19 protein-coding genes are annotated in these 25372 nt (G+C 71.7%); 9 read left to right on the forward strand and 10 right to left on the reverse strand.

Translation table 11 applies throughout. The features are described from left to right. Positions 1–4: 4 nt before the first annotated feature. The 3 genes from nuoL to nuoN are packed head-to-tail and all read left to right on the forward strand — an operon-like array spanning position 5 to position 5199. On the forward strand, positions 5–1888 hold the full coding sequence (nuoL, locus tag STRNI_RS23560; protein WP_148589564.1) for an NADH-quinone oxidoreductase subunit L: 1884 nt from the start codon (positions 5–7) through the stop codon (positions 1886–1888). 3 nt (positions 1889–1891) lie between these two features. Continuing rightward, entirely contained in the window at positions 1892–3550 is a 1659-nt protein-coding gene (locus tag STRNI_RS23565; protein ID WP_018090962.1) for an NADH-quinone oxidoreductase subunit M, read from the forward strand. Further along, entirely contained in the window at positions 3547–5199 is a 1653-nt protein-coding gene (gene nuoN / locus STRNI_RS23570) for an NADH-quinone oxidoreductase subunit NuoN (RefSeq protein ID WP_277411951.1), read from the forward strand. The genes STRNI_RS23565 and nuoN overlap by 4 nt, the downstream gene beginning before the upstream one ends. A gap of 81 nt (positions 5200–5280) precedes the next feature. Here nuoN and STRNI_RS23575 read toward each other — a convergent pair whose 3' ends face one another. The 3 genes from STRNI_RS23575 to fahA all read right to left on the reverse strand — a co-directional run bounded on the left by STRNI_RS23575 (position 5281) and on the right by fahA (position 7806). After that, complete coding sequence (locus STRNI_RS23575) at positions 5281–5772, reverse strand: hypothetical protein (protein ID WP_018090960.1); 492 nt, start codon at positions 5770–5772, stop codon at positions 5281–5283. A gap of 181 nt (positions 5773–5953) precedes the next feature. Continuing rightward, the gene (locus tag STRNI_RS23580; protein WP_277411952.1) at positions 5954–6607 is read right to left on the reverse strand and encodes a GOLPH3/VPS74 family protein; all 654 of its coding nucleotides are present in this window, start codon (positions 6605–6607) and stop codon (positions 5954–5956) included. Continuing rightward, positions 6604–7806 carry a fumarylacetoacetase gene (gene fahA / locus STRNI_RS23585; protein ID WP_148589567.1) on the reverse strand — a complete coding sequence of 401 codons (1203 nt, stop codon included), beginning with the start codon at positions 7804–7806 and terminating at the stop codon, positions 6604–6606. Before fahA ends, STRNI_RS23580 begins: the two co-directional genes overlap by 4 nt. 283 nt (positions 7807–8089) lie before the next feature. On the opposite strand from fahA, the gene STRNI_RS23590 reads away from it, so the two are divergent. The 5 genes from STRNI_RS23590 (at position 8090) to STRNI_RS23610 (ending at position 14404) form a co-directional block, all read left to right on the forward strand. Next, positions 8090–9292 (forward strand): FAD-dependent oxidoreductase, encoded by a 1203-nt coding sequence (locus STRNI_RS23590; protein ID WP_266446487.1) that lies wholly within the window; start codon positions 8090–8092, stop codon positions 9290–9292. Between the two features lie 540 nt (positions 9293–9832). After that, positions 9833–10846: a polyprenyl synthetase family protein gene (locus STRNI_RS23595; protein ID WP_018090956.1), complete on the forward strand. Its 1014-nt coding sequence runs from the start codon at positions 9833–9835 to the stop codon at positions 10844–10846. A 276-nt stretch (positions 10847–11122) separates the two neighbouring features. After that, positions 11123–12382, forward strand: coding sequence for a LolA family protein (locus STRNI_RS23600; protein ID WP_277411953.1), 1260 nt, complete (start codon positions 11123–11125; stop codon positions 12380–12382). Positions 12383–12474: 92 nt separating this feature from the next. Next, complete coding sequence (locus STRNI_RS23605) at positions 12475–13539, forward strand: ABC transporter ATP-binding protein (protein ID WP_277411954.1); 1065 nt, start codon at positions 12475–12477, stop codon at positions 13537–13539. After that, positions 13526–14404, forward strand: coding sequence for an ABC transporter permease (locus STRNI_RS23610; RefSeq protein WP_277411955.1), 879 nt, complete (start codon positions 13526–13528; stop codon positions 14402–14404). Before STRNI_RS23605 ends, STRNI_RS23610 begins: the two co-directional genes overlap by 14 nt. Here the strand turns inward: STRNI_RS23610 and rarD are convergent. From rarD to STRNI_RS23645, 7 genes are all read right to left on the reverse strand, one after another. Then, the gene (gene rarD / locus STRNI_RS23615; protein WP_277411956.1) at positions 14394–15428 is read right to left on the reverse strand and encodes an EamA family transporter RarD; all 1035 of its coding nucleotides are present in this window, start codon (positions 15426–15428) and stop codon (positions 14394–14396) included. The genes STRNI_RS23610 and rarD overlap by 11 nt on opposite strands. 162 nt (positions 15429–15590) lie before the next feature. Beyond that, positions 15591–16457 carry an SDR family oxidoreductase gene (locus STRNI_RS23620; RefSeq protein ID WP_277411957.1) on the reverse strand — a complete coding sequence of 289 codons (867 nt, stop codon included), beginning with the start codon at positions 16455–16457 and terminating at the stop codon, positions 15591–15593. A gap of 367 nt (positions 16458–16824) precedes the next feature. Beyond that, positions 16825–17919, reverse strand: a complete 1095-nt coding sequence (locus STRNI_RS23625) for a 2-oxoacid:ferredoxin oxidoreductase subunit beta (RefSeq protein ID WP_159487729.1) — start codon at positions 17917–17919, stop codon at positions 16825–16827. Further along, complete coding sequence (locus tag STRNI_RS23630; protein WP_266446474.1) at positions 17912–19864, reverse strand: 2-oxoacid:acceptor oxidoreductase subunit alpha; 1953 nt, start codon at positions 19862–19864, stop codon at positions 17912–17914. The genes STRNI_RS23625 and STRNI_RS23630 overlap by 8 nt, the downstream gene beginning before the upstream one ends. Positions 19865–20158: 294 nt before the next feature. After that, positions 20159–20818 carry a response regulator transcription factor gene (locus STRNI_RS23635; RefSeq protein ID WP_026169851.1) on the reverse strand — a complete coding sequence of 220 codons (660 nt, stop codon included), beginning with the start codon at positions 20816–20818 and terminating at the stop codon, positions 20159–20161. Between the two features lie 199 nt (positions 20819–21017). Next, positions 21018–22331 (reverse strand): sensor histidine kinase, encoded by a 1314-nt coding sequence (locus STRNI_RS23640; RefSeq protein WP_277411958.1) that lies wholly within the window; start codon positions 22329–22331, stop codon positions 21018–21020. A gap of 289 nt (positions 22332–22620) precedes the next feature. After that, positions 22621–23904 (reverse strand): sensor histidine kinase, encoded by a 1284-nt coding sequence (locus STRNI_RS23645; RefSeq protein WP_266446471.1) that lies wholly within the window; start codon positions 23902–23904, stop codon positions 22621–22623. 232 nt (positions 23905–24136) lie between these two features. Here STRNI_RS23645 and STRNI_RS23650 point away from each other — a divergent pair, with 232 nt between their 5' ends. Next, positions 24137–25258 (forward strand): ubiquitin family protein, encoded by a 1122-nt coding sequence (locus STRNI_RS23650; protein WP_277411959.1) that lies wholly within the window; start codon positions 24137–24139, stop codon positions 25256–25258. Positions 25259–25372: the final 114 nt, after the last annotated feature.

Below are 25372 nucleotides of genomic sequence, written 5' to 3' on the forward strand. Positions count from 1 at the left end.
CAAAGTGGAGAACTTGATCGCGCTGCTTGTCGCGGCACCGCTGGTCGGTGCGGCCCTGCTGCTGTGCGGCGGCACCCGACTCGACCGCACCGGCCACTTGATCGGCACGCTGTTCTCGGTGGCGTCGTTCGCCGTCGGGGTGGTGCTCTTCGCCGACATGCTCGGCCGGGGCGCCGAGGACCGTGCCCTGCATCAGCACCTGTTCAGCTGGATCCCGGTGGGCGGCTTCCAGGCCGACATCGCCTTCCAGCTCGACCAGCTGTCCATGACGTTCGTCCTGCTGATCACCGGTGTCGGCTCGCTGATCCACATCTATTCGATCGGCTATATGGAGCACGACGAGCGGCGCCGCCGCTTCTTCGGCTACCTCAATCTCTTCCTCGCGGCGATGCTGCTGCTCGTCCTGGCCGACAACTACCTCCTGCTGTACGTCGGCTGGGAGGGCGTCGGCCTCGCCTCGTACCTGCTCATCGGGTTCTGGCAGCACAAGCCGAGCGCGGCCACCGCCGCCAAGAAGGCGTTCCTGGTCAACCGCGTCGGCGACATGGGCCTGTCCATCGCCATCATGCTGATGTTCACGACGTTCGGGACCTTCGCCTTCGGCCCGGTGCTCGCCGCGACCGGTGACACCTCCGAGGGCAAGCTGACCGCCCTCGGGCTGATGCTGCTGCTGGCCGCCTGCGGCAAGTCGGCGCAGGTACCGCTGCAGTCCTGGCTCGGCGACGCGATGGAGGGCCCGACCCCGGTCTCCGCCCTGATCCACGCCGCCACGATGGTCACCGCAGGGGTGTATCTGATCACCCGCTCCGGGGCGATCTTCAATGCCGCCCCGACCGCCCAGCTGGCGGTCGTCGTGGTGGGTGCGGTCACCCTCCTCTTCGGTGCGATCGTCGGTTGCGCCAAGGACGACATCAAGAAGGCGCTGGCCGGTTCGACGATGTCGCAGATCGGCTACATGATCCTGGCCGCCGGCCTCGGCCCGATCGGCTACGCCTTCGCGATCATGCACCTGGTCACCCACGGCTTCTTCAAGGCGGGCCTCTTCCTCGGCGCCGGTTCCGTGATGCACGGGATGAACGACGAGGTGGACATGCGCCGTTACGGCGGTCTGCGGAAGTACATGCCGGTCACCTTCATCACCTTCGGCCTCGGCTATCTGGCGATCATCGGCTTCCCCGGTCTGTCCGGCTTCTTCTCCAAGGACAAGATCATCGAGGCGGCGTTCGCCCGGGGTGGCACCGAGGGCTGGATCCTCGGCGGCGCGGCCCTGCTGGGAGCCGCGATCACCGCCTTCTACATGACGCGGGTGATGCTGATGACGTTCTTCGGCGAGAAGCGCTGGGACCCCAGCGAGGTGCATCCGCACGAGTCGCCGAAGGTCATGACGCTCCCGATGGTCGTGCTGGCCATCGGATCGGTCTTCGCGGGCGGGCTGTTCAGCGTCAACGAGGCCTTTGTGAAGTGGCTGGAGCCGGTCACCTCGTTCGCGCACGGCCACTCCCCGCTCAGCGCCACCACGGTCACCGCCTCGACGATCGTGGTGCTGCTCATCGGGGTCGGCATCGCCTGGGCGATGTACGGCCGCAAGCCCGTCCCGGCGCTCGCCCCGCGCGGCTCGCTGCTGACCCGGGCCGCCCGCCGCGATCTGCTCCAGGACGACTTCAACCACATCGTCTTCGTGCGCGGCGGCGAGGAGCTCACCGGCACCCTCGTCCAAGTCGACCGCTCCCTCGTGGACGGTGCGGTCAACGGCACGGCGGCGTCGATGGGCGGACTCTCCGGCCTGCTGCGCCGGTTGCAGACCGGGTTCGTCCGTTCGTACGCGGTCCAGATGCTGGGCGGGGCCGCCGTTCTCGTCGCCGCGACCCTGCTGATGAGGGGTGTCTGAGCCATGTCGTTTCCCCTGCTGACGGCGGTGGCCGTGGTGCCGGCGGTCGGTGCGATCGCCACCGCCGCGCTGCCCGCCGCCAAGCGCACCGCGGCCAAATGGCTCGCGCTGTTCTTCTCGCTGGCCACCTTCGCGCTGGCCCTGGTCGTCGCGTTCCGCTTCGACCCCGGTGCGAAGGGCCCCTTCCAGCTCACCGAATCGCATGCCTGGATCAGTGACTTCGGTGTCCGCTACGAACTCGGCGTGGACGGTATCGCGGTCGCCCTGATCGCGCTGACCACCCTGCTGATCCCCTTTGTCATCCTGGCGGGCTGGCATGACGCCGACCCCCTGGAAGAGGCCACGCCCAACCGGCGCTGGCGGCCCACCCAGGGCTTCTTCGCGCTGATCCTGGCGGTCGAGGCGATGGTGGTCATCTCCTTCGAGGCCACCGATGTCTTCCTCTTCTACATCTTCTTCGAAGCCATGCTGATCCCGATGTACTTCCTCATCGGCGGCTTCGGGGACCGGGCGGGCGGGGACGGCGAGGAGCGGTCCGCGAACCGGCGGTCGTACGCCGCGGTGAAGTTCCTGCTCTACAACCTCGCCGGCGGACTGATCATGCTGGCCGCGGTGATCGGGCTGTACGCCGTCACCGCCGACCAGCTCGGCAGCGGCACCTTCTCGCTCCAGCAGATCGTCGAGGCCCGGGCGGCCGGCAAGCTGGACATCGCCACCGGCACCGAGCGGCTGCTCTTCCTCGGCTTCTTCTTCGCCTTCGCGGTGAAGGCGCCGCTGTGGCCGCTGCACACCTGGCTGCCGGGCGCCATGGGCGAGTCCACCGCGCCGGTCGCGGTGCTGATCACCGCGGTGGTCGACAAGGTCGGCACCTTCGCGATGCTCCGCTTCTGCCTCCAGCTCTTCCCGGAGGCCAGCAGCTGGGCGACGCCCGCCATCCTGGTGCTCGCGCTGATCAGCGTGCTCTACGGCGCGCTGCTGGCGGTCGCCCAGCGGGACATCAAGCGGCTGATCGCCTATGCCTCGATCTCCCACTTCGGCTTCATCATCCTGGGCATCTTCGCGATGACGACCCAGGGCCAGAGCGGCGCGACGCTGTACATGGTCAACCACGGCATCTCGACCGCCGCGCTGATGCTGGTGGCCGGCTTCCTGATCAGCCGCCGCGGCTCGCGGCTGATCGCGGACTACGGCGGTGTGCAGAAGGTCGCCCCGGTCCTCGCCGGTACGTTCCTCATCGGCGGTCTCGCCACCCTGTCGCTGCCCGGCCTGGCACCGTTCGTCAGCGAATTCCTGGTCCTGGTCGGCACGTTCAGCCGCTATCCGGTGATCGGGATCATCGCCACCCTGGGCATCGTCCTCGCCGCGCTGTACGTCCTCGTGCTCTACCAGCGGACGATGACCGGGCCGGTGAAGGCCGAGGTGAAGAGCATGCCCGATCTCCGGGTGCGGGAGCTGGTGGTGGTGGCGCCGCTGATCGCGCTGCTGCTCTTCCTCGGCGTGTATCCGAAGCCGCTCACCGACCTCGTCGATCCGGCGGTCGGCCACACCCTGTCCGTCGTGGACAAGAAGGACCCCAAGCCCGCTGTGCAGGTGGACGCCGTGCCCGGCCAGGGCCGGCCCGGCCATGCCGTGCCTGATCAAGACGTGGAGGCCGCGAAGTGAGTTCCGTGGCAAGTGTCCACAGCCTGTGGACAGTGGCGGCCGACACGCCGGGCAAGATCCCGGCGCCGCACATCGAGTACGCCCAGCTGTCGCCGACGCTGATCGTCCTGGGCGCGGCCGTGATCGGCATCGTCATCGAGGCGTTCGTACCGCGCCGGCACTGCTACTCCTCCCAGCTGCTGCTGGCCCTGGTGGCGCTGGCGGCCGCGTTCGCCGCGGTGATCGGTCTGGCGGCCGGCGGCTTCGGCTCGTCCAAGGCGCATATCGCCGCCATGGGCGCCCTCGCCGTCGACGGGCCCGCACTGTTCCTGCAGGGCACGATCCTGCTGGTGTCCCTGGTCGCCGTCTTCACCTTCGCCGAGCGCCGGCTCGACCCGGCGGCGCACGGTCACCACGTGGACTCCTTCGCCCCGCAGCCCGCGGCCGTCCCCGGCGGCGCAGCCGAACAGGCCGCGGTCAAGGCCGGGTTCACCACCACCGAGGTCTTCCCGATCGCGCTCTTCGCGGTCGGCGGCATGCTGGTCTTCCCGGCGGCCAATGACCTGCTGACCCTCTTCATCGCGCTGGAGGTCTTCTCCCTCCCGCTCTACATCCTGTGTGCGCTGGCCCGCCGCCAGCGGCTGCTGTCGCAGGAGGCCGCGGTGAAGTACTTCCTCCTGGGCGCCTTCTCGTCCGCCTTCCTGCTGTTCGGCGTGGCCCTGCTGTACGGCTACGCGGGCACGGTCACCTACGCCGGGATCGCCGAGGTGATCTCGGACGGGGCCAAGCAGATCGATCCGGCGCTGGCCGGCGCGATGGGCAATGACGCCCTGCTGCTGATCGGTGCGGCGCTGGTGCTGATGGGGCTGCTGTTCAAGGTCGGCGCGGTCCCGTTCCACATGTGGACCCCGGACGTCTACCAGGGCGCCCCGACCCCGGTCACCGGCTTCATGGCGGCCGCCACCAAGGTCGCGGCGTTCGGTGCGCTGCTGCGCCTGCTGTATGTCGTCCTGCCGGGGATGCGCTGGGACTGGCAGCCGGTGATGTGGGGCGTCGCGATCATCACGATGCTGGGCGGGGCGATCGTCGCCATCACCCAGACCGACATCAAGCGGCTGCTGGCCTACTCCTCCATCGCGCACGCCGGCTTCATCCTCGCCGGTGTCATCGCCACCAGCGAGGAGGGCATCTCCTCGGTGCTCTTCTACCTCGGCGCCTACTCCTTCGTGACCCTCGGCGCCTTCGCCGTCGTCACCCTGGTGCGGGACGCCGGCGGCGAGGCCACCCAGCTGTCCAAGTGGGCGGGGCTCGGCCGGCGTTCGCCGCTGGTGGCCGCGGTCTTCGCGGTCTTCCTGCTGGCCTTCGCGGGCATCCCGCTGACCTCCGGGTTCGCCGGGAAGTTCGCGGTCTTCAAGGCGGCGGCGCAGAGCGGCGCGGGCTGGCTGGTGGTGGTCGGTGTGCTCTCGTCGGCCATCGCCGCGTTCTTCTACATCCGCGTCATCGTGCTGATGTTCTTCAACGAGCCCAAGGCGGACGGCCCGACCGTCGCGGTGCCCAGCCCGCTGACGACCACGGCCATCGCCATCGGTGTCGCGGTCACCCTGGTGCTCGGTCTGGCGCCGCAGTACTTCCTCGATCTGGCCGGTCAGGCCGGGGTCTTCGTGCGCTGAGCACGGGCCGCGCGGTACGGCAACGGCCGCCGCCCGGAGCCCTCGGGGGGTTCCGGGCGGCGGCCGTGTGCGTGGCGCGGGTCAGCTCTTGGGCATCCCGCTCGGCATCTCCGGCATGTCCGGGATCTTCACGCTGCCGTCGCTCGACTTCGTGTACTTCTCGGTGGGGCCGTTCTTCCAGTCGACGGTCAGGGTCTTGCCGTCCGCGCCGGGCTTGAGGGTGCCCATGGTGCGGGTGGTGTCCCCGTCGGTGCACTTGACGGCGGCCATGGTCATCCCGGCCATCTCCTGGACCTTGCCCAGACAGGCGGCCTTGTGCCCGTTGCTGAAGGCGACGGTGCCCTTGGTGATCACCAGGATCAGCTGGTTGCTCTTCGGACCGCTCTTCCAGGCGCCCTCGACCGCGGTGGGGCTCGCGGGCTTGTCGGCGCCTCCCGGAGTCGACGGCGCGGCGTCCGGCGACTTGCTCGGCTTGCTGTCGTTGCCGGTCTCGTTGCCGCCGCTGCTTCCGCAACCGCTGAGCAGCATCGCGGCGATGGCTGCCGCCCCGGCGATCTGCGCTGCCTTGCGCACGTACGTCTCCTCCGTTGTGGGTCAGGAGACGTGAGGCTAGCAGCGGCTCCGGGCGGCGGTCCGGGCCGTCGCCCGGATTGCGGCAGCGCCGGTACGGAGTTGGTGTGCGGCTGTGACGTAGGAGTGCTCTTGAGGCGACAAGAAGGGATATCCCGGGCGGACCGGACCGGGCCGGGCCGGTTCAGGGGGAGGCCGCATGCGACGCCGCCTCCTTGTCCTGGCGGACCGCGCGCTGCACCGCATGTGTCATCCAGAACTCCCGCGCGAACCGCTTCATCTCACGGCGCACGGGGCGGTAGCCGCGGCTGATCAGGAGCCGGCGGTCCAGGTCCGTCGCCGAGGCCAGCGCGGCCATCAGCCGGCCCCGGCGGTCCGGGAACCCGGCGCCGAGCGCTGCGGCGAAGCGCTCCCGGGCCGGGCCGACGAGATCCACCGCCCCGGCCGGGAAGCGCGCGTACGGGAACAGGCCCAGGGCGCGCCGGGTCTCCCGGCGCAGTGCGCCGCGCTGCTCCAGCCGGCGCACACACAGCTCCTGGACCGGCCGCCCGGCCCGGCGCACCCAGCGCTCCGCCTTGATGCCCCGGCCCCGCTTGTCCGGGCCGGGCAGCGCCGCCAGCGCGCCGTCCAGCACCGGATCGCCCAGCGGCAGGGGATTGGTGACCGTGATCCGGTCGCCGCTCCCGACGGTGATCCGCCCGGCCTCCTCCAGATCGGCGAGCGCCGCGCCGGCCAGTCCGTACCGCAGGTACCTGGCGTGGTTCAGGAACCGGCCGCGTTCCGGTTCGAGGGCGAGCAGCAGCAGCTCCTCCGGGAGGGTGAGCGGTGTCCCGGTCATCCCGCGGGCAGGATGCGGCCGGTGACCTCGCCCAGGCCGATCCGGGCGCCTTCGGGGCCGGGTGCCCAGGCGGTGAGGGTGACCTCGTCGCCGTCCTGGAGGTAGGGGCCCTTGCCCTGGGTGAGTTCCAGCAGGCAGCCGAGCTGGTCGGGGTCGGGCCCGGAGACGGTGCCGGAGGCGAACAGATCGCCGGTGCGCAGCGAGGCGCCGTTGACGGTCATATGGGCGAGCTGCTGTGCGGCCGTCCAGTACATGGCGGAGAACGGCGGCCGGGAGACCGTCTCGCCGTTGATGCGCACCTCGATACGGATGTCGATGCCGCCCGGCTCCGCGTCCGCGTCGTCGAGGTAGGGCAGCAGCGGGAAGTCCCGGGCGGGCGGCGGTGTACGGGCCTCGTCGAGGGCGTCGAGCGGGGTGATCCAGGCGGAGACGGAGGTGGCGAAGGACTTGCCGAGGAAGGGGCCGAGCGGCACGTACTCCCAGGCCTGGATGTCGCGCGCGGACCAGTCGTTGAGGAGGCAGACGCCGAAGACATGGTCGCGGAAGGCACCCTGGGCCACGGGCTCGTGGAGCGTGGAGGGCGCACCGACGACAAAGCCGACCTCGGCCTCGATGTCGAGGCGGACGGACGGGCCGAAGGAGGGGGCCTCGTCCGCGGGGGCCTTGCGCTGGCCGTGCGGCCGGACGACCGGGGTGCCGGTGACGACCACGGTGCCCGCCCGGCCGTGGTAACCGATCGGCAGATGCTTCCAGTTGGGGGTCAGCGCCGCGTCGTTCGGGCGGAAGATCCGGCCGACGTTGGTGGCGTGGTGCTCGCTGGCGTAGAAGTCGACGTAGTCGGCGACCTCGAAGGGGAGGTGCAGCGTGACCCCGTCCAGCGGGTGGAACAGCGGCGCCACTTCGTCGTGGTGCGCGGGGTCGGTCACGGCGGTGTGGACGGCCGCGCGGATCTGCTGCCAGACGGGACGGCCGGCGGCCAGCAGCGGGTTGAGGGTCGGCGCCGCGAGCAGTTCGGCGTGCGGATGGATGGCGGCGGGCAGCGCGCTCGGCAGGGCGCTCAGATCGAGGACCTGGTTGCCGTAGCGGACGCCGAGACGGCGCCGGTCGGGCGCGTCGGCGGTGCTGAAGACGCCGTAGGGGAGGTTGTGCGGGCCGAAGGGATCGCCTTCCGCCAGGTCGAACGGGCTCTGCTCGGGCATGGACAGCTCCTCGCGTTCGTCGTCGCCGGTGGGCGGCCGGGGCCTGGTGGCCCGCGGGCCGTGGGGCCGTCGATCAGAGTACGGCCGGGCGGCGATCAGCGGGGCGGTCCCGGGGCGTGATGGCGCGGATGCGTACGCAGACCGTGGGCGGGGGCGCGGTGCGCTGCGCCCCACGCATCGGTCATGTCCGGAAAAGCCTTGCCGCACTGCGCAATTCAGGCCTAACTTCCTTCCCTGGCCGACGCGGCCGGACTGCCGTTCTTCACCTGGGGGAGGGACCGAAGTGAGCACTCCGGTAGCGGTCATCGGAGCCGGTCCGTACGGTCTGTCGGCGGCCGCGCATCTACGGGCGTACGGCCTGCCGGTGCGGGTCTTCGGGCAGCCGATGGTGAGCTGGCGCACCCGGATGCCCGCGGGCATGCAGCTCACCTCGACGCCCGCGGCCTCCAGCATCGGCGTCCCTTGGCCCGGCCACACCCTCGGCGACTTCTGCGCGGCCACGGGGGAGGGGCCCTACGCCTCGGACCGGGACCTGCTCCCCGTGGAGACCTTCGTCCGGTACGGGCAGTGGGTGCAGCAGCGGCTGGTCCCCGGTCTGGAGCAGGTCCGGGTGGTCTCGGTCGACCGGCGGGCCGACGGCTTCGAGCTGAAGCTGGACAGCGGTGAGCAGCTCGGCGCGCGGGCGGTGGTCGTCGCCACCGGCCTGACCGGGCTGGCGCAGCTGCCGCCGGAACTGGCCGCCGCGATCCCGGACGGCCCGTCCGCCACCGGGCCGGTCTCGCACAGTTCGCAGCACCACGATCTGTCCGCGCTGGCCGGCCGGGACGTGGTGGTGATCGGTGCCGGGCAGTCGGCGCTGGAGAGCGCGGTGCTGCTCACCGAGGCGGGCGCGGCGGCCGTACGGGTGGTGGCGCGCGGTCCCGCCGCGGTGGGTTTCGGCCCGCCGCCGGACCGCCGGCCGCGGCTGCGCCCGCCGTCGCCGTCCGGCACCGCCTGGCCGCTGTACGCGCTGACCCGGCACGCCGGAGCCTTCCGGTGGCTGCCGGTGCCCGTCCGGCGGTATCTGGTGCGCCGGGTGCCCGTCCCGCTGGGGGCGTGGTGGCTGCGGGACCGCTTCACCGACCGGGTGCGGGTGACGCAGGGGCGGCGGATCGTACGGGCCACGGTCCGCGACGGCCGTCCCGTGCTGGCGCTGCGCGGCGCCGACGGGCAGGGCGGGGAGGTCGTCGCCGACCATGTGCTGGCCGCGACCGGCTACCGGATGGATCTGGCGGCGCTGGACTTCCTGGGCCAGGGGCTGCGCACCGGGGTCGTGGCGCGGGCCGGCGGTCCGCTGCTGGACGCCGGCTTCGGCTCGTCCGTACCGGGGCTGTACTTCACGGGGCTGCCGGCGGCCGCCTCGTTCGGGCCGGTGATGCGCTTCGTGTGCGGCACGGAGTTCGCCTCGCCGCGGCTGGCACGGGCGGTGGCGCGGGCGTACGGGTGAGGCGGGGCGTCCGCGCGGGCCGGCGCCGGGGTCACCTCGCGTCCGGGCGTCTCCCGGTGCCTTGTACTCCGGGCCTCCTCCGGTACCCCGTATTCAGGGCGTCCTCCGGTGCCCCGTATGCCGGAGGGCCGCCTCGCCCGGTCATGACGGCCGGCGGTGCGGCGGATGCGGAAGTCGTCCTGGTCCGTGGCGATTTCGCGACGGTCGGTGACCGGTACGTCCCCGTGGCGGCGGGGCCGTGACGGGGTGGGGGTTTTCCGGCCATGCCCGGTACGCGGGGGCCTTGCCGGAGCGGAAGCGGACCGGGGATGCTTGCCGTTGCCGGTCCGCTCCTCCGCGTGCGCCGGTGCCGCTCTTCCGCGTCGCACCCGCGTCAACAGTTGACCCGGAACTTCCCGGCCGGGGGGTCGCCGTGCTTCCCGGGCGGTTCGGGGGGCGGGCGCTCACGGTGATCGAACTGCGACCGGATACGCTGGCCAATGGTGGAGACAGCGACAGATCGACATTCAGTTTGATCGTCAGCAGACAGGAGTACCCCTCGTGACCGTCGTCGGGCCCTTCGGGCTGAGCGTGCGGGACCAGGCTCTTGAGGCCGATGTCCAGGCCGGGTTGGCGGCTGTCGAGGAGGGCCTGCTGGAGGCCACCAAGAGCGACGTGCCGTTCATCACCGAGTCCGCGCAGCATCTCGTGCGCGCGGGCGGCAAGCGGTTCCGGCCGTTGCTGGTGATGCTGGCCGCCCAATTCGGTGACCCCTACAGCCCGGGTGTGGTGCCCTCCGCCGTCGTCGTGGAGCTCACGCACCTGGCGACGCTGTACCACGACGACGTGATGGACGAGGCCGACGTACGCCGCGGGGTGGCCAGCGCCAACGCCCGCTGGGGCAACTCCGTCGCGGTGCTGACCGGCGACTTCCTGTTCGCCCGCGCCTCGCACATCCTCGCCGACCTCGGCCCCGAGGCGGTCCGGATCCAGGCCGAGGCGTTCGAACGCCTGGTGACCGGCCAGATCCTGGAGACCGCGGGCCCGCGCGACGGCCGTGACCCCATCGACCACTACCTGGACGTGCTCGCGGGCAAGACCGGCTCGCTGGTCGCCGTCGCCTGCCGCTTCGGCGCGATGATGTCGGGCGCCGAGGAGTCGACGGTCAACATCCTCACCCAGTACGGCGAGCGGCTCGGTACGGCCTTCCAGCTGGCCGACGACGTCCTGGACATCGCCAGCGACTCGCACGAGTCGGGCAAGACGCCCGGTACGGACCTGCGTGAGGGCATCCCGACGCTGCCGGTGCTGCGGCTGCGGGCGCGGGCCGAAAGCGCCGCCGGCACCCCCGAGGACCGGGCGCTGTGCGAGCTGCTGGCCGGCGACCTCACCGATGACGCCCGGCACGCCGAGGCGCTGGCCGGTCTGCGCGCCCACCCGGCGCTCGAAGAGGCCCGCCGCGACACCGTGCGCTATGCGCAGGAGGCCCGCGCGATGCTGGCCCCGCTGTCCTCGTGCATGGCCAGGTCGGCCCTCGAAGGGCTCTGCGACGCGGTGGTGCACCGGGCGGGCTGAGGCCTCCCGCGGCGCCTGTTCCCCAGGGCCTGCCCCCGCACCCCCCAGGGCCTGCCCCCGCATCCCCTAGGGAATGCTCCGCCTTCTGTCGTACGGGCTCCGACTTGAGGTGACCGTGCGTCATACCTCAGCAGTAGGACGAGTTGCTCCCGCGGGCTGACGTTTTGTGCCTTGCGATTTGGTGAGATGGAACCACCTGAGCGCGGCGGACAGGTCACCATGAGCCCCAGGGCGTGGACAGCACAGCAGCCGCCGCACACGACGGAGGTAGGGCAGATGCCACGGAACGAACCGACCGAGGTCACCGACGGATGGGACGGGGAACGCTCCCCGAGGCGCCGTAAGGCGGTGCGGTATGGCGTGCCGGTTGCGGTGGCGGGGGTCGCGGCGGCCACGATCGGGCTGGTCCCGGCGTTCGCCGGCGGTTCTCCGGACCTGCCGAAAATCTCGGCACAGGACCTGATAGCCAAGGTCGCCAAGTCGGATGTCCAGCAGCTCTCCGGCACGGTCCGGGTCACCACGGACCTCGGTCTGCCGTCGCTGCCGGGCGCCGGTGGCGGAGCGGGCGGCTTCGGCGGCGCCCCGGGCGGCGGCGAGAAGGGCGGGGACGACGCCTCCGCGGCGCCCCAGAAGAAGCTGATGGAGCTGGCGTCCGGTGCGCACACGCTGCGCGTCGCGGTCGACGGCCCCGACAAGCAGCGGGTGTCGATCGTCGACAAGGCCGCCGAGTACAGCCTCGTCCACCACGGCAAGGAGCTCTGGGCGTACGACAGCGGCAGCAACACCGCCGTGCGCAGCACCGCGCCCGACAGCCGCTCCGGCAAGGAGCACCGTGCCCCCGAGGGCCTGCCCAAGGACCTGAAGGGCGCGACGCCGCAGGACCTCGCGAAGCAGGCCCTGGAGGCGGCCGGTGACACGACCTCGGTCACCGTCGACGGCACCGCCAAGGTCGCCGGACGGGACGCCTACCAGCTGCTGATCAAGCCCAAGCAGACCGGCTCCACGGTCGGCTCGATCCGGGTCGCGGTGGACGCCGAGACCGGCACGCCGCTGAAGTTCACCCTGACGCCCAAGAGCGGTGGCGCGGCCGCCGTCGACGTCGGCTTCACCAACGTCGACTTCGCCAAGCCCGCCGCGAGCACGTTCGACTTCACCCCGCCCAAGGGCGCCAAGGTCGTCGACGGCGACAAGGAGCGCGCGACGGCGCAGCGCGGGCACGGCAAGGACGCCCCGTCCCGCAAGGAGCTCGCCAAGGACATGGGCGGGATGAACGTCATCGGCAAGGGCTGGACATCCATCGCCACGATCAAGGGCGAGGGCTCCGGTCTGCCCTCCGGCAAGGACAAGGGCGAGGGCGCGGGCGGTGACGCCGCCAAGTTCCTGGACAGCATCGGCGAGAAGGCCAACGGTTCGTTCGGCTCCGGCCGGTTCTTCAGCACCCGTCTGGTCAACGCCCTGGTCACGGACAACGGCACGGTCTACGTCGGCGCCGTCGACAAGCAGAGCCTGATCAACGCGGCCAACGCCGCCAAGTAACGGGCCACCACAGCCTCGCGGGACCGCCGCGCCACCCCTTCGCGGGTGGCGCGGCGCGGCCCGTGAGCCTTCCGCACGACGTTGGGGGACCGATGCCGGCACCACCCGCCCCGGGGCCCGACGGGGTGCGCCCGCCCGCCGACGGGCCCGGGGCCGGGCGTCCGCCGGCCGGGGACCGGGCGATCGAGACGCGGGGGCTGACCAAGGCCTACAGCGGCGGCCGGCTCGCCGTCGACGGCCTCGATCTGGCCGTTCCGCGCGGCAGCATCTTCGGCTTCCTCGGCCCCAACGGCTGCGGCAAGACCACCACCATCCGCATGCTGATGGGCCTGATCCAGGCGACCGCCGGCCACGCCCGGGTGCTCGGGCAGCCGATGCCCGCCGCGGGCCGCCGGGTGCTGCCCGAGGTCGGCGCGCTCATCGAGGGCCCGGCGCTCTACGGCTTCCTCAGCGGGCGGGACAACCTCCGCCGGTTCGACGCCGCCGACCCGGCCGCCGATCCCCGTACCCGCGGCGCGCGGGTCGGCCGGGCACTGGAGCGGGTGGGCCTGGCCGCGGCGGCCGGCAAGAAGGCGCGCGCCTACTCCCTCGGGATGAAGCAGCGCCTCGGTCTGGCCGCGGCCCTGCTCCAGCCCCGTGAGCTGCTGGTGCTCGACGAGCCCACCAACGGCCTGGACCCCCAGGGCATGCGGGAGATCCGTGCCCTGGTCCGCGAGCTGGCGGCGGACGGCACGACCGTTTTTCTCTCCTCCCATCTCCTCGACGAGATCGAGCAGGTCTGCACCCATGCCGCGGTGATGGCCCGCGGCCGGCTGATCACCCAGGGCACCGTCGCCGACCTCTCCGCCACGGTCCTCGGCCCGCGCGGCAATGGCCGGCTCACGGTCACCACGCCCGACACCGCGGACGCGGCCCGCGTGCTGAAGGAGCTCGGGGTGAGCGGCGTGGAGATCACCGACGACCGGGTGACGGGCGAACTCCCGGCCCCGGACGCCCCCATGGGCGGGCCGGACGGCGGAGCGCCGCGGGAGCTCGCGGACCTCAACGCCGCGCTGGTGCACGCCGGGGTACGGGTCCGTGGCTTCGGCACCGAGCGCGCCTCGCTGGAGGACGTCTTCGTGTCACTGACCGGGGAGGGCTTCGATGTCGCAGGCTGAGGCGGCGCGGCGCACTCCCCGGCCGCTGTGGTCGCTGGGGCTGCTGCGCAGCGAGATCGCCATGACGTTCCGGCGCTGGCGCACCCTCGCACTGCTGGCGGTGCTCGCGGGCGTACCGGTCCTGGTCGGCATCGCCGTCAGGATCGAGACCGGTGACGGCGCGCCGGGCGGCGGCGGTGACGGCGGCGCGGGCGGCCCGGCGTTCCTCTCCCAGGTCACCCACAACGGCCTCTTCCTGGTCTTCACCTCGCTCGCGGTGACCCTGCCGTTCTTCCTGCCGATGTCCGTCGGTGTGATCGCGGGCGATTCCCTCGCCGGCGAGGCGCACGGCGGGACGCTGCGCTACCTCCTGGTCGCCCCTGCCGGCCGCACCCGTCTGCTGCTGGTCAAATACGCCACGACCCTGACGTTCTGCCTGGTGGGCACCCTGGTCGTGGCGCTCTCCGCACTGGCGACCGGTGCGCTGCTCTTCCCTCTGGGCGAGGTCACCCTGCTCTCGGGCACTTCCGTGTCGTTCGGCGAGGGGCTGCTGCGGGCGCTGGCCATCGCGGTCGCGGTGGCGCTGTCCCTGACCGGGCTGGCCGCCGTCGGCCTGTTCGTCTCGACGCTCACCACCAGCGGCATCGCGGCCATGGCGACCACGGTCGGCCTGCTGATCACCGTGCAGATCCTGGACACCATTCCGCAGCTGGACGCCCTCCAGCCGTATCTCTTCCCCCACTACTGGCTGTCCTTCGCGGATCTGCTCCGCGACCCCGTCTACTGGGACCAGCTGCAGAAGAACTTCGGCCTGCAGGCGCTGTACGCCCTGGTGTTCGGCTCGGCGGCCTGGGCGCGCTTCACCACCCGGGACATCACTGCGTGAGGCCGGGGGGCCGCGGCGGCAATGTCTGCTCCGCGGTGTGGGGTGCCGCCGCCGCTGCCCGGGGCGCTTGCGCGGACTGCGCCGCCTCTGCCTCGGCCGCCTCGCCCGCGCGGGCCGCGGCCCGCGCCAGCGCCGTCCGTGCCCGCCCCGCGGTCCGCAGCGCGTCCCAGGTCAGCAGCGCCAGGGCCAGCCACACCAGCGCGAACCCGGCCCAGCGCTCCGGCGGCATCGCCTCGTGGAAGACCGTGAGCCCCAGCACGAACTGGAAGGTCGGCGCCAGATACTGCAGCATCCCGATCGTCGTCAGCGGCAGCCGCACGGCCGAGGCGCCGAAGCAGATCAGCGGCACCGCCGTCGCGATACCGCAGGCCGACAGCAGCAGCGCCTGGCCCACCCCGCCGGTGGTGAAACTGGCCTCACCACGCAGGCCGAGGAAGACCAGAAAACCCAGCGCGGGCAGCAGCTGCAGGGCCGTCTCGGCGCTGAAGCCCTCGATCCCGTCGAGCTTGATGCCCTTCTTGACCAGCCCGTACGTCGCGAACGAGAAGGCCAGCGCGAGCGCGATCCAGGGCACCCGGCCGTAGGCGACGGCCATCACGATGACGGCGACGGTCCCGGTCCCCACCGCCGTCCACTGCAGCGGACGCAGCCGCTCGCGCAGCAGCAGGACGCCGAAGGCGATGCTGACCAGCGGATTGATGAAGTAGCCGAGCGACGCCTCCAGCACATGCCCGGAGTTGACCGCCCAGATGTAGAGGAACCAGTTCGCCGAGATGAACAGGGTGCACAGGAGGACCATCCCGAGCCTTCGGGGCTGCCGCAGCAGCGGGCCGATCCAGGACCAGCGGCGGAGCACGGCGAGGAGGACGACGGCGACGGGCAGCGACCACACCATGCGGTGGGCCAGGATCTCGGACGGCGAGGCGTCCTCCAGCAGCCGCCAGTAGAGCGGCAGCAGGCCCCACATGGTGTAGGCGGCGAGGCCGTAGGCGAGTCCGGTGCGCTGGTCGCTTCGAGGCTGCAAGGGGACCCTCCTGGTGGTGCTGCGTCGCTCCGGGGAACGTAGCGCCGCCCGGACCGCCTGTCATGCCCGTCTTGAAATACGGTCATGACCGGCCGTACGGGCGTCGCTACGGCCGGGGCTCCAGGCCGCGGCCGCTTCAGGTGGGCAGCCCCTTCGGCCCCTTCAGCCCTCCAGTCCCTTCAGCGCCTCCGCGATCGCCTCGGCGACCGGTGTGGTCGGACGGCCGATGAGCCGGGACAGCTCGCCGGGCGTCGCGGACAGCTCTCCGCGGGCGATCCCGGCGTCCGCGTCGGCGACCAGCTGTGCGCCCAGCGCCGGTACGCCCGCCTCGACCAGCAGCGCCACATACTGCACCGGCGGCAGATCGCGGTACGCGATGCGCCGGCCGGTCTGCCGCGAGACCTCGGCCGCGTACTCGGCCATCGTCCAGGCGGTGTCACCGCTCAGCTCGTACACCGTGTTCTCGTGGCCGCCGCCGGTGAGGACGACGGCGGCCGCCTCGGCGTAGTCCCGGCGCGCGGCGGTGGCCACCCGGCCCTCGCCCGCGCTGCCGACGACGGCGCCGGTCTTCAGGGTGGTGGCCAGCGCGCCTGTGTAGTTCTCGTGGTACCAGCCGTTGCGCAGCAGGCAGTACGGCACCCCGGACGCGAGCAGCGCCTGCTCGGTGGCGAGGTGTTCCTCGGCGATGGAGAACGTGGCCGTCGGCCCGCCCAGCACACTCGTGTAGGCCAGCAGCCCGACGCCCGCCTCCCGCGCGGCGTCGATGACGGTGCGGTGCTGGGTGAGGCGCTGCCCCGCCTCGTTCCCGGAGATGAACAGCACCCGGTCTCCGGCCGCGAAGGCACCCTGGAGGGTCTCGGGCCGGCTGTAGTCCGCGTGCTTGATCTCCACACCGCGGGCCGCGAGGTCGGCGGCCCTGGCGCGGTCGCGGGCGAGGGCGACGATCTCGTCCGGTGCGGTGCGCCGGAGCAGTTCCTCGATGACGAGCCGGCCGAGTGCCCCGGTGGCGCCGGTGACGACGAAGCTCATGAGTTACCCCCTGTGGGCGTCGCTGGCTGAGGACCCGACCGTACGCCTGCCATAAACGATCGTCTATGACGGGCGTACGGATAGCTGGTGCGGGATCACCCTTCAGCATCGCCCGCCGACGCGGGACCGGCACGGCGCAGGGCACGGGGGCTGCATGGCGCGGGAGCGGACGCCGGCACGAGGCAGGGGCGGGGACCCGCAGGGCGCAGGAGACGGGACCGGCACGGCGCGGGAGCGGGGACCCGCAGGGCGCGCGAGACGGTAAGCCTGTCGTGATCACGGCGTACGACAAACGGGTGCCTCCGGAAGCGACGTAAGACGCTTCCGGAGGCACCCGCGGACCTCGCGAAGTGGCGAACCCGGTCGGTCAGCCGACGACCGTCCAGGTGTCATTGCCGGTCAGCAGTGAGGCGAGGTCGCCCTTGCCCTTCTGCTCGATGGCGGCGTCCAGCTGGTCGGACATCAGGGTGTCGTAGACCGGCCGGTCGACACTGCGCAGCACACCGATGGGGGTGTGGTGGAGGGTGTCGGCGTCGGCGAGCCGGGAGAGGGCGAAGGCCGTCGTGGGCGAGGGGTTGTGGGCGTCGTGCACCAGCACACCGCCCGTGCCCTCCTCCCGGACGTCGATGACCTTGAGGTCGCCGGTGGCCGGGTCGCGGACCACGCCCTTGGAGCCGAAGCCGTCGGGGGCCAGTGCGCCAAAGCGGATCGGCTGCCCGTGCTCCAGACGGATCACGGCCTCCTCGGCCTTCTCCTTGTCCTTGAGGACCTCGAAGGCGCCGTCGTTGAAGATGTTGCAGTTCTGGTAGATCTCCACCAGCGCCGTGCCGGGGTGGGCGGCGGCCTCGCGCAGCACCGAGGTGAGGTGCTTGCGGTCGGAGTCGACGGTGCGCGCCACGAAGGACGCCTCGGCGCCGAGCGCCAGCGAGACCGGGTTGAACGGCGCGTCCAGCGAGCCCATCGGCGTCGACTTGGTGATCTTGCCGACCTCGGAGGTGGGGCTGTACTGGCCCTTGGTCAGACCGTAGATCCGGTTGTTGAACAGCAGGATCTTGAGGTTGACGTTGCGCCGCAGCGCGTGGATGAGGTGGTTGCCGCCGATGGACAGCGCGTCGCCGTCACCCGTGACGACCCATACGGACAGATCGCGCCGCGAGGAGGCCAGGCCGGTGGCGATGGCCGGGGCGCGGCCGTGGATGGAGTGCATCCCGTAGGTGTTCATGTAGTACGGGAAGCGGGAGGAGCAGCCGATGCCGGAGACGAAGACGATGTTTTCCTTCGCCAGGCCGAGCTCGGGCATGAAGCCCTGCACGGCGGCGAGGACGGCGTAGTCACCGCAGCCGGGGCACCAGCGCACTTCCTGATCGGACTTGAAGTCCTTCATGGACTGCTTGGCGTCGGCCTTGGGCACCAGGGAGAGCGCCTCGATCTGCGAGGACCTCTCCGAGATCGTCTCAGTCATTGATGGCCTCCTTAAAGACCTCCGCGAGCTGCTCGGCCTTGAACGGCATTCCGCTGACCTGGGTGTGCGAGTGCGCGTCGACGAGGTACTTGGCGCGCAGCAGAGTGGCGAGCTGTCCGAGGTTCATCTCCGGCACGATCACCTTGTCGTAACGCGCCAGGACCTCGCCGAGATTCCGCGGGAAGGGGTTGAGATGGCGCAGATGGGCCTGCGCGATGCGGTCTCCCCCGCGCCGGACGCGCCGGACCGCCGCGGTGATCGGTCCGTACGTCGAACCCCAGCCCAGGGCGAGGGTCTTGGCGCCCTGGCCGCTCTCGTCGGCGGGGTCGTCGACGTCGAGGTCGGGAACCTCGACGCCGTCCACCTTCGCCTGGCGGGTGCGCACCATGAAGTCGTGGTTGGCGGGGTCGTAGGAGATGTTGCCGGTGCCGTCCTGCTTCTCGATGCCGCCGATGCGGTGCTCCAGGCCCGGCGTGCCCGGCACGGCCCAGGGACGGGCCAGCGTCTGCTCATCGCGCTTGTACGGCCAGAACACCTCGGTGCCGTCCGCCAGCTGGTGGTTGGTGCCGGAGGCGAACTGGACCCGCAGATCGGGGAGTTCATCGATGTCGGGGATCCGCCACGGCTCGGAGCCGTTGGCCAGATAGCCGTCGGAGAGCAGGAAGACGGGGGTGCGGTAGGTGAGCGCGATACGGGCCGCGTCCAGCGCCGCGTCGAAGCAGTCGGCGGGGGTCCTGGGCGCCACGATCGGCACCGGCGCCTCGCCGTTGCGTCCGTACATCGCCTGCAGCAGATCGGCCTGCTCGGTCTTCGTCGGCAGCCCCGTCGAGGGCCCGCCGCGCTGGATGTCCACGATCAGCAGCGGCAGCTCAAGGGACACCGCGAGACCGATGGTCTCCGACTTCAGCGCCACACCGGGGCCGGAGGTGGTGGTCACCGCCAGCGCGCCGCCGAAGGCCGCGCCCAGCGCCGCGCCGATACCGGCGATCTCGTCCTCCGCCTGGAACGTCCGCACACCGAAGTTCTTGTGCTTGGACAGCTCGTGCAGGATGTCGGAGGCCGGGGTGATCGGGTACGAGCCCAGGTACAGCGGCAGATCCGCCTGCCGGCCCGCCGCGATCAGCCCGTAGGACAGCGCGAGGTTCCCGGAGATATTGCGGTAGGTGCCGGTGGGGAAGTCCTTCGTCGCCGGGGCGACCTCGTACGAGACGGCGAAGTCCTCCGTCGTCTCGCCGAAGTTCCAGCCCGCACGGAACGCGGTGACGTTCGCCTCCGCGATCTCCGGCTTCTTGGCGAACTTCGCCCGCAGGAACTTCTCGGTGCCCTCGGTCGGCCGGTGGTACATCCACGACAGCAGCCCCAGCGCGAACATGTTCTTGCTGCGCTCGGCCTCCTTGCGGGAGAGCCCGAACTCCTTGAGCGCCTCGATCGTCAGCGTGGTCAGCGGCACCGGGTGGACGTTGTAGGCCTCCAGCGAGCCGTCCTCCAGCGGGCTGGTGGCATAGCCGACCTTCGCCATCGGGCGCTTGGTGAACTCATCGGTGTTGACGATGATGTCCGCGCCCCGCGGCACATCGGCGATGTTCGCCTTCAGGGCGGCGGGGTTCATCGCGACCAGCACATTCGGTGCGTCACCGGGCGTGAGGATGTCGTGGTCGGCGAAGTGCAGCTGGAAGCTGGAGACGCCCGGCAGGGTCCCGGCAGGGGCCCGGATCTCGGCGGGGAAGTTCGGCAGCGTCGACAGGTCGTTGCCGAACGACGCCGTCTCCGAGGTGAACCGGTCGCCGGTGAGCTGCATACCGTCACCGGAGTCTCCGGCGAACCGGATGATCACCCGGTCCAGACGTCGGACTTCTTTGCCTTCGCCGCCGTTACCGGAAGCGCGCTGTTCCCCGACAAGCGCTGCGTCGGTCTGCTCGGCTGGGCTACTGACCTGGCTGGTCACTGCTTCGGACCTCCCTCGAGGGGTGCGGCGTCCCCGCCGGAGGCAGGGCTCGGGACGTGTCGTACCGACCGGTTGTCCCATAACCATCGTACGTGGGTAAGGGTGGCCTTCCTTGGGTCGATCGCATGGTGGACGTCAGCATGAGACAGCGATCTGGTGCTTTTGTCATGAAATCACCGCCCCCGTGACCCCCTTGTTCATGACGCTCCGGACTCCTCCATTGGTTCTACGCCCAAAGTCCTCGACCTGGGCGGAAAACACCTCGGACAGCCCATCTGACAGAGTGTCAGACGCTCAGGAGTTGAGGTAGGTGAGTACGGCAAGCACTCTTCGGTGATCCCCGTCACTCTGCGCCAGGCCCAGTTTCAGGAAGATATTGCTGACGTGCTTCTCGACCGCACCGTCACTGACCACCAGCTGCCGGGCGACCGCGGAGTTCGTCCGGCCCTCGGCCATCAGCCCCAGCACCTCCCGCTCCCGGGGTGTCAGCCGGTCCAGCACGTCCTGCTTACGGCTGCGGCCCAGCAGCTGTGCCACCACCTCCGGGTCCAGGGCGGTCCCGCCCCCGGCGACCCGGACCACCGCGTCGACGAACTCCCGCACTTCGGCCACCCGGTCCTTGAGCAGATAGCCGATGCCCCGGCTTGAACCGGCCAGCAGCTCCGTCGCGTACTGCTCCTCGACGTACTGCGACAGGACCAGCACGCCCAGGCCGGGGTGGTCCCGGCGCAGCCGGATCGAGGCCCGCACCCCTTCATCGGTGTGCGTCGGCGGCATCCGTACGTCCGCCACCACCACATCCGGCAGCGCCCCCTCGTCCGCCAGCTCCCCGATCACCTTGATCAGCGCCTCGGCGTCCCCCACACCGGCCACGACCTCATGCCCCCGGTCGGTGAGCAGCCTGGTCAGGCCCTCCCGGAGCAGCACCGAGTCCTCGGCGATGACCACCCGCACCTTGTCCTCCACGGCTCAGATCCCCCCACGCGTCATCCCGTCCCGTCCCTGCCGCACCCCAGCATCCCAGCATCCGGACGGAAACGAGGCGGGTGAGGGGGAGCAGGGGTGGAGACAGGGGGCGGAGAGGGCCGGGCGGGAGGGGCGGGCGAGTCTCCGCGGGTGCTGACCCGGAGGCCCCCTCAGCGCCGCCCGGCGGTCATCCGCGCCACGGCAGTTCGGCGGTGATGGACGTCGGTCCGCCGACCGGGGAGTCCACTATCAGCAGGCCGTCGACGGCATCCAGCCGCTCGGCGAGGCCGGCCAGGCCGGTGCCGCTGCCGGTGTGCGCGCCGCCCCCGCCGTTGTCCGCGACCAGCACCATGAGCCGGTCCGCGGTGCGCCAGACGTCGAGCGTGGCGCTGGTGGCCCGGGCGTGCCGGGAGACGTTCTGCAGCAGCTCGGAGGCGGTGAAGTACGCGATGCCCTCGATCGCCGCGGCCGGCCGGTGGTCCAGATCCACGGTCACCGTCACCGGGACCGTGCACCGCGCGGACAGTGCCGACAGCGCCGGGCCGAGACCCCGGTCGGTGAGGATCGCCGGATGGATCCCGCGGGCCAGGTCACGCAGCTCCTGGAGCGCGATCTTCACCTCGCCGTGCGCCTCGTCCACCATCCTGGCCGCGGCCTCCGGGTCCTCCGCCAGCTTCTCCTTGGCCAGGCCCAGGTCCATGGCGAGCGCCGCCAGCCGGGCCTGAGCGCCGTCGTGCAGATCGCGCTCGATGCGCCGCAGATCGGCCGCCGCGGTGTCCACCACCACCCCACGGTCCGACTCCAGCTGCGACACCCGGGTGGCGAGGGAGGACGGCCCCAGCAGGCCATGGACCATGACCCGGTCCACCTGCGTCAGCCCATGGATCACCCACGGTCCGGCCAGCACCAGCAGCAGCCCGAGCCCGCTGGTGAACCCGATGTCCGCCGGGGTGTCGAGATAGATGCCGTTGCCCCTGCCGTCGCCCCACATCTGGATGCCCGGCTGGTCGAGATACGCGAGGAAGGTCCAGCGCCACAGCGGATAGGCCAGAAGCGCCCAGCCGACGGACCAGAACGTCACCGAGAAGACGAAGGAGAAGACCGCCCACGGCATGTGCAGCACGGAGTAGACGAGGTGCCGCCAGGACACCCCGCTCTTCAGCACGGCCCCGACCCACCCCATCAGGCCCGGCTTGGAGGCCCGGGCCGGCTCCGGATCGGCGACGTCCAGTCCCAGCAGGGCGCGGGCCCTGGCACGCTCCAGACCGCCCAGCGCACGGCTGCCGGCCAGACCGCCCGCCAGCACCGGGATGCCCAGGAACGTCACCAGCAGACCGGCGCCCAGCGAGATCACCGTTATCGCGTACACGAACATCAGGACGGACATCGGGAGGCTGAGGAAGAGGTAGAGGAACTCCCGCCAGGTGCGCCCGGAGAACGGGGCACTCAGCCACACGGGCACACGGGGGCCGCGGGGATGCGCTGCGTATGCGGTATCCATCGTCTCGTCGTCCGTTCTGCCGGGCGCGGTCTGCCCTGTCGGCGCCGCTGTCTGCTCTGCCGCTCCGTGCGGCCTTTTCCGCCATGACCAGCGTCCGCGACCGGCGCCCCCCGCACCATGAGGGTCTTCGCAGTCTTCGCCTGGGGTTATCCCCACCCCCGGACCTGAGGTCGACCACAATCGGCCTCGCCGCCCGGGCGCCCGGACGGGCTGACAGGCCGACGGGCCGACGGGCCGACGGGCCGACCGACAGGCCGACCGGCCGACCGGCCGACCGGCCGATGCCCGCTCAGGCCCTCGTCCCCGCCCCTGTCCTCGCCCCGGCCCCGGCCCCCGTCCGCGCACGCCAAGGCAGCTCCGCCGTCACCCGCGTGGGCCCGCCCACCGGCGAATCCAGCACGAACAGCCCGTCCACCGACCCCAGCCGCTCGGCGAGCCCGGTCATCCCGCTGCCGCCGTCCAGCCGCGCCCCGCCCTTCCCGTCGTCCGACACCTGGATCAGCAGCCGGTCGCCCGTCCGCCGCCCGTCACCGCCCTTGTCCGCGGCCCCGGTGGGCCCGCCCCCCTTGACCCGCCACACCTCGACGGACGCCTGCCGCGCCGCACTGTGCTTGGAGACGTTCTGCAGCAGCTCGGAGACGGTGAAGTAGACGATGCCCTCGATGGCGGGCGCGGGCCGCTCGGCCAGGTCCACGGCCGTCGTGACCGGCACCGTGCAGCGCCCGGCCAGCGAGGTCAGCGCGGGCCCCAGCCCCCGGTCGGTGAGGATCGCCGGATGGATGCCCCGGGCCAGGTCCCGCAGCTCCTGCAGCGCCAGCTTCACCTCGCCGTGCGCCTCGTCCACCATCGCCGCCACGCTCGCGTCGGCCTGGCCCTCCAGCAGCTTCTCCTTCGCCAGGCCGAGCCCCATGGCGAGCGCCACGAGCCGGGCCTGCGCACCGTCGTGCAGATCCCGTTCGATGCGCCGCAGATCGGCGGCCGCGGTGTCGGTGACCGTCACCCGGTCCGACTCCAGCTCGGCGATCCGCCGTTCCAGCTCGTCGGACGGCGACAGCAGCCCGCGCACCATCGCCCGGTCGACGTTGGACAGCCAGCGCGCCACCCACGGCAGCGCCGGCCACCCCAGGAAGAGCAGGACGAAGACGACCGTGAACGTGAGGGCCGTCCACGGCAGCCGGATGAACGTGAACAGCGCATGCCGCCAGGCGACCGGATCCTTCAGCCCCGTCCACAACCACGGCAGGAACCCCGGGTACCGGGCCCGCAGCCGGCTCGGCTCCTCGACCCGCACCCCGAGCAACGCCCGCGCCCGGGCCCGCTCCAGCCTCCCGTACTGCCGGCACGCCATCAGCCCCGTGACCAGCAGCGGCAGCGTGATCACGATGACGGACAGCCCGACCCCCAGCAGGACCCACACCATCAACACCGCGAACGCCGCGATACCCAAAGGGAAGTTGGCCAGCAGATAGGCGATCTCCCGCCACGTCGTGGCGCTGAGCGGCGCTCTGGGCGGCGGTGGTGAGGCGCCGTCAAGGGCGTCCTCGGCAGCACTGGGTCGGGAACTCTCCGTCATGCGCCCAGCCTGCCCGTCCGCCGTCCCGGGTGCCATGGGGTAGCTCGGGGGACTGGGGTGGGGTTTGCCCCATTCCCCTCCCCGCATCAAGCGTCCCGTTGCAGGTCAAAGCACCTGTGCCGGGACGGTACGGGGGCGCGGCACAGTGCCTGTCCCGTTATCGGAGTGGTGGACACGGCGCGCCGACGGGACCGTAAGGTGTGGCGATGCACAACGGGAGGGGCGAGGGGCGATGGCGCGGGGTTACGACGGCCAGTTGCTGAAGCCGGAAAGCGCCGCGGGACGGCCGGATTCCGCCACACGGGACCTCACCGACGCGGTGGCCGCCCCCCTTGATGTCCGCGGCTGGGGCTGGGGCGAGCGGAGCAGGGTCTGGACGGCGGTGACGGCGAGCGTGCTGCTCGCGGCGGTCACCGGGGTCTGCGCGGGCAATTGGTACGCGAACGGGGGCACCGCCCTCTGGCTCGGCATCGCCGCCGTCCTCGTCACCGCCGCGGGTGCGGCCGTCGGCGCGCTCGCCGCGCGGCACGGGCAGCACGCCCCGGGAGCCGCCCTCTTGCTGCTCGGCGGGGTGCTCGGCGTGGCCGCGGCCTGGCAGGCGCTCCCGGGCGGCAGCGCCAGGCTCGCCGCCGTCGGACTGACCGTGGCGGCCGTACTCGCCCTCCTCGGACTCTGTACGGGGCTGGGGCGCGGCGGCCTGACCGGCGCCGCGTCACTCGCGCTCGCGGTGGGCGCCTGGGAGCTGGGCCTGGCGCTGACCACCCCCGCACGTACGGGAGTTGTGCTCGGTTTCGTCTCCGTCCTCGTCCTGGGCCAGCTGCCGCGTCTCGCGCTGCGGGCCGCCGGTCTGACCCGGCTCGACGACCTTCGCTCCGGCGGTACGCCGGTCAGCCGGCACCAGGTGGCGGGCGCGCTGGGCGCGACCCACCGGGAGCTGGCCCCGGCCACGACGGTCGCGGCGGCCTCGGCGGGTGCGGCGGGGGTGCTCGCGGTGCAGACACCCGGCCTCTGGACCGTGCTCGCCGCGCTGCTGCTGTGCGGTGTGCTGTGCTCACGGGCACGGGCGTATCCGCTGGCGGTGGAGGTCGTCGCGCTGCTGGCGGCCGGACTGGCGGTCTGCGTACGGCTGGTGGTGCTCTGGGCCACCGACGGCGGGGCGCCGGGACCGGCGCTGGCCGTGCTGGGTCTGCTGGCGGTGCTGCCGGTCGCGGTGCTCGCGGTGCGGGTGCCGGAGCCCTCGCTCGCCCGGCTGCGACGGTGGCTGGACCATGCCGAGTCGGCGAGCGTGGTGGCACTGATCCCGGTCACCCTTGGGGCCTTCGGGCTCTACGGCCTGCTGTTCGGCGCGTCCTGACCCGAGAGGCGGTGGAGGGGTCATGTCATCTGCGGAGTGCCATCCGGAGGAAGCGGGAGCGGGAGGGAGAGGGGGTGTGGATGAGGTGCCTGCGATGAATGCGATGAAGGCGAT

The organism is Streptomyces nigrescens (assembly GCF_027626975.1).
Lineage (GTDB): Bacteria > Actinomycetota > Actinomycetes > Streptomycetales > Streptomycetaceae > Streptomyces > Streptomyces nigrescens.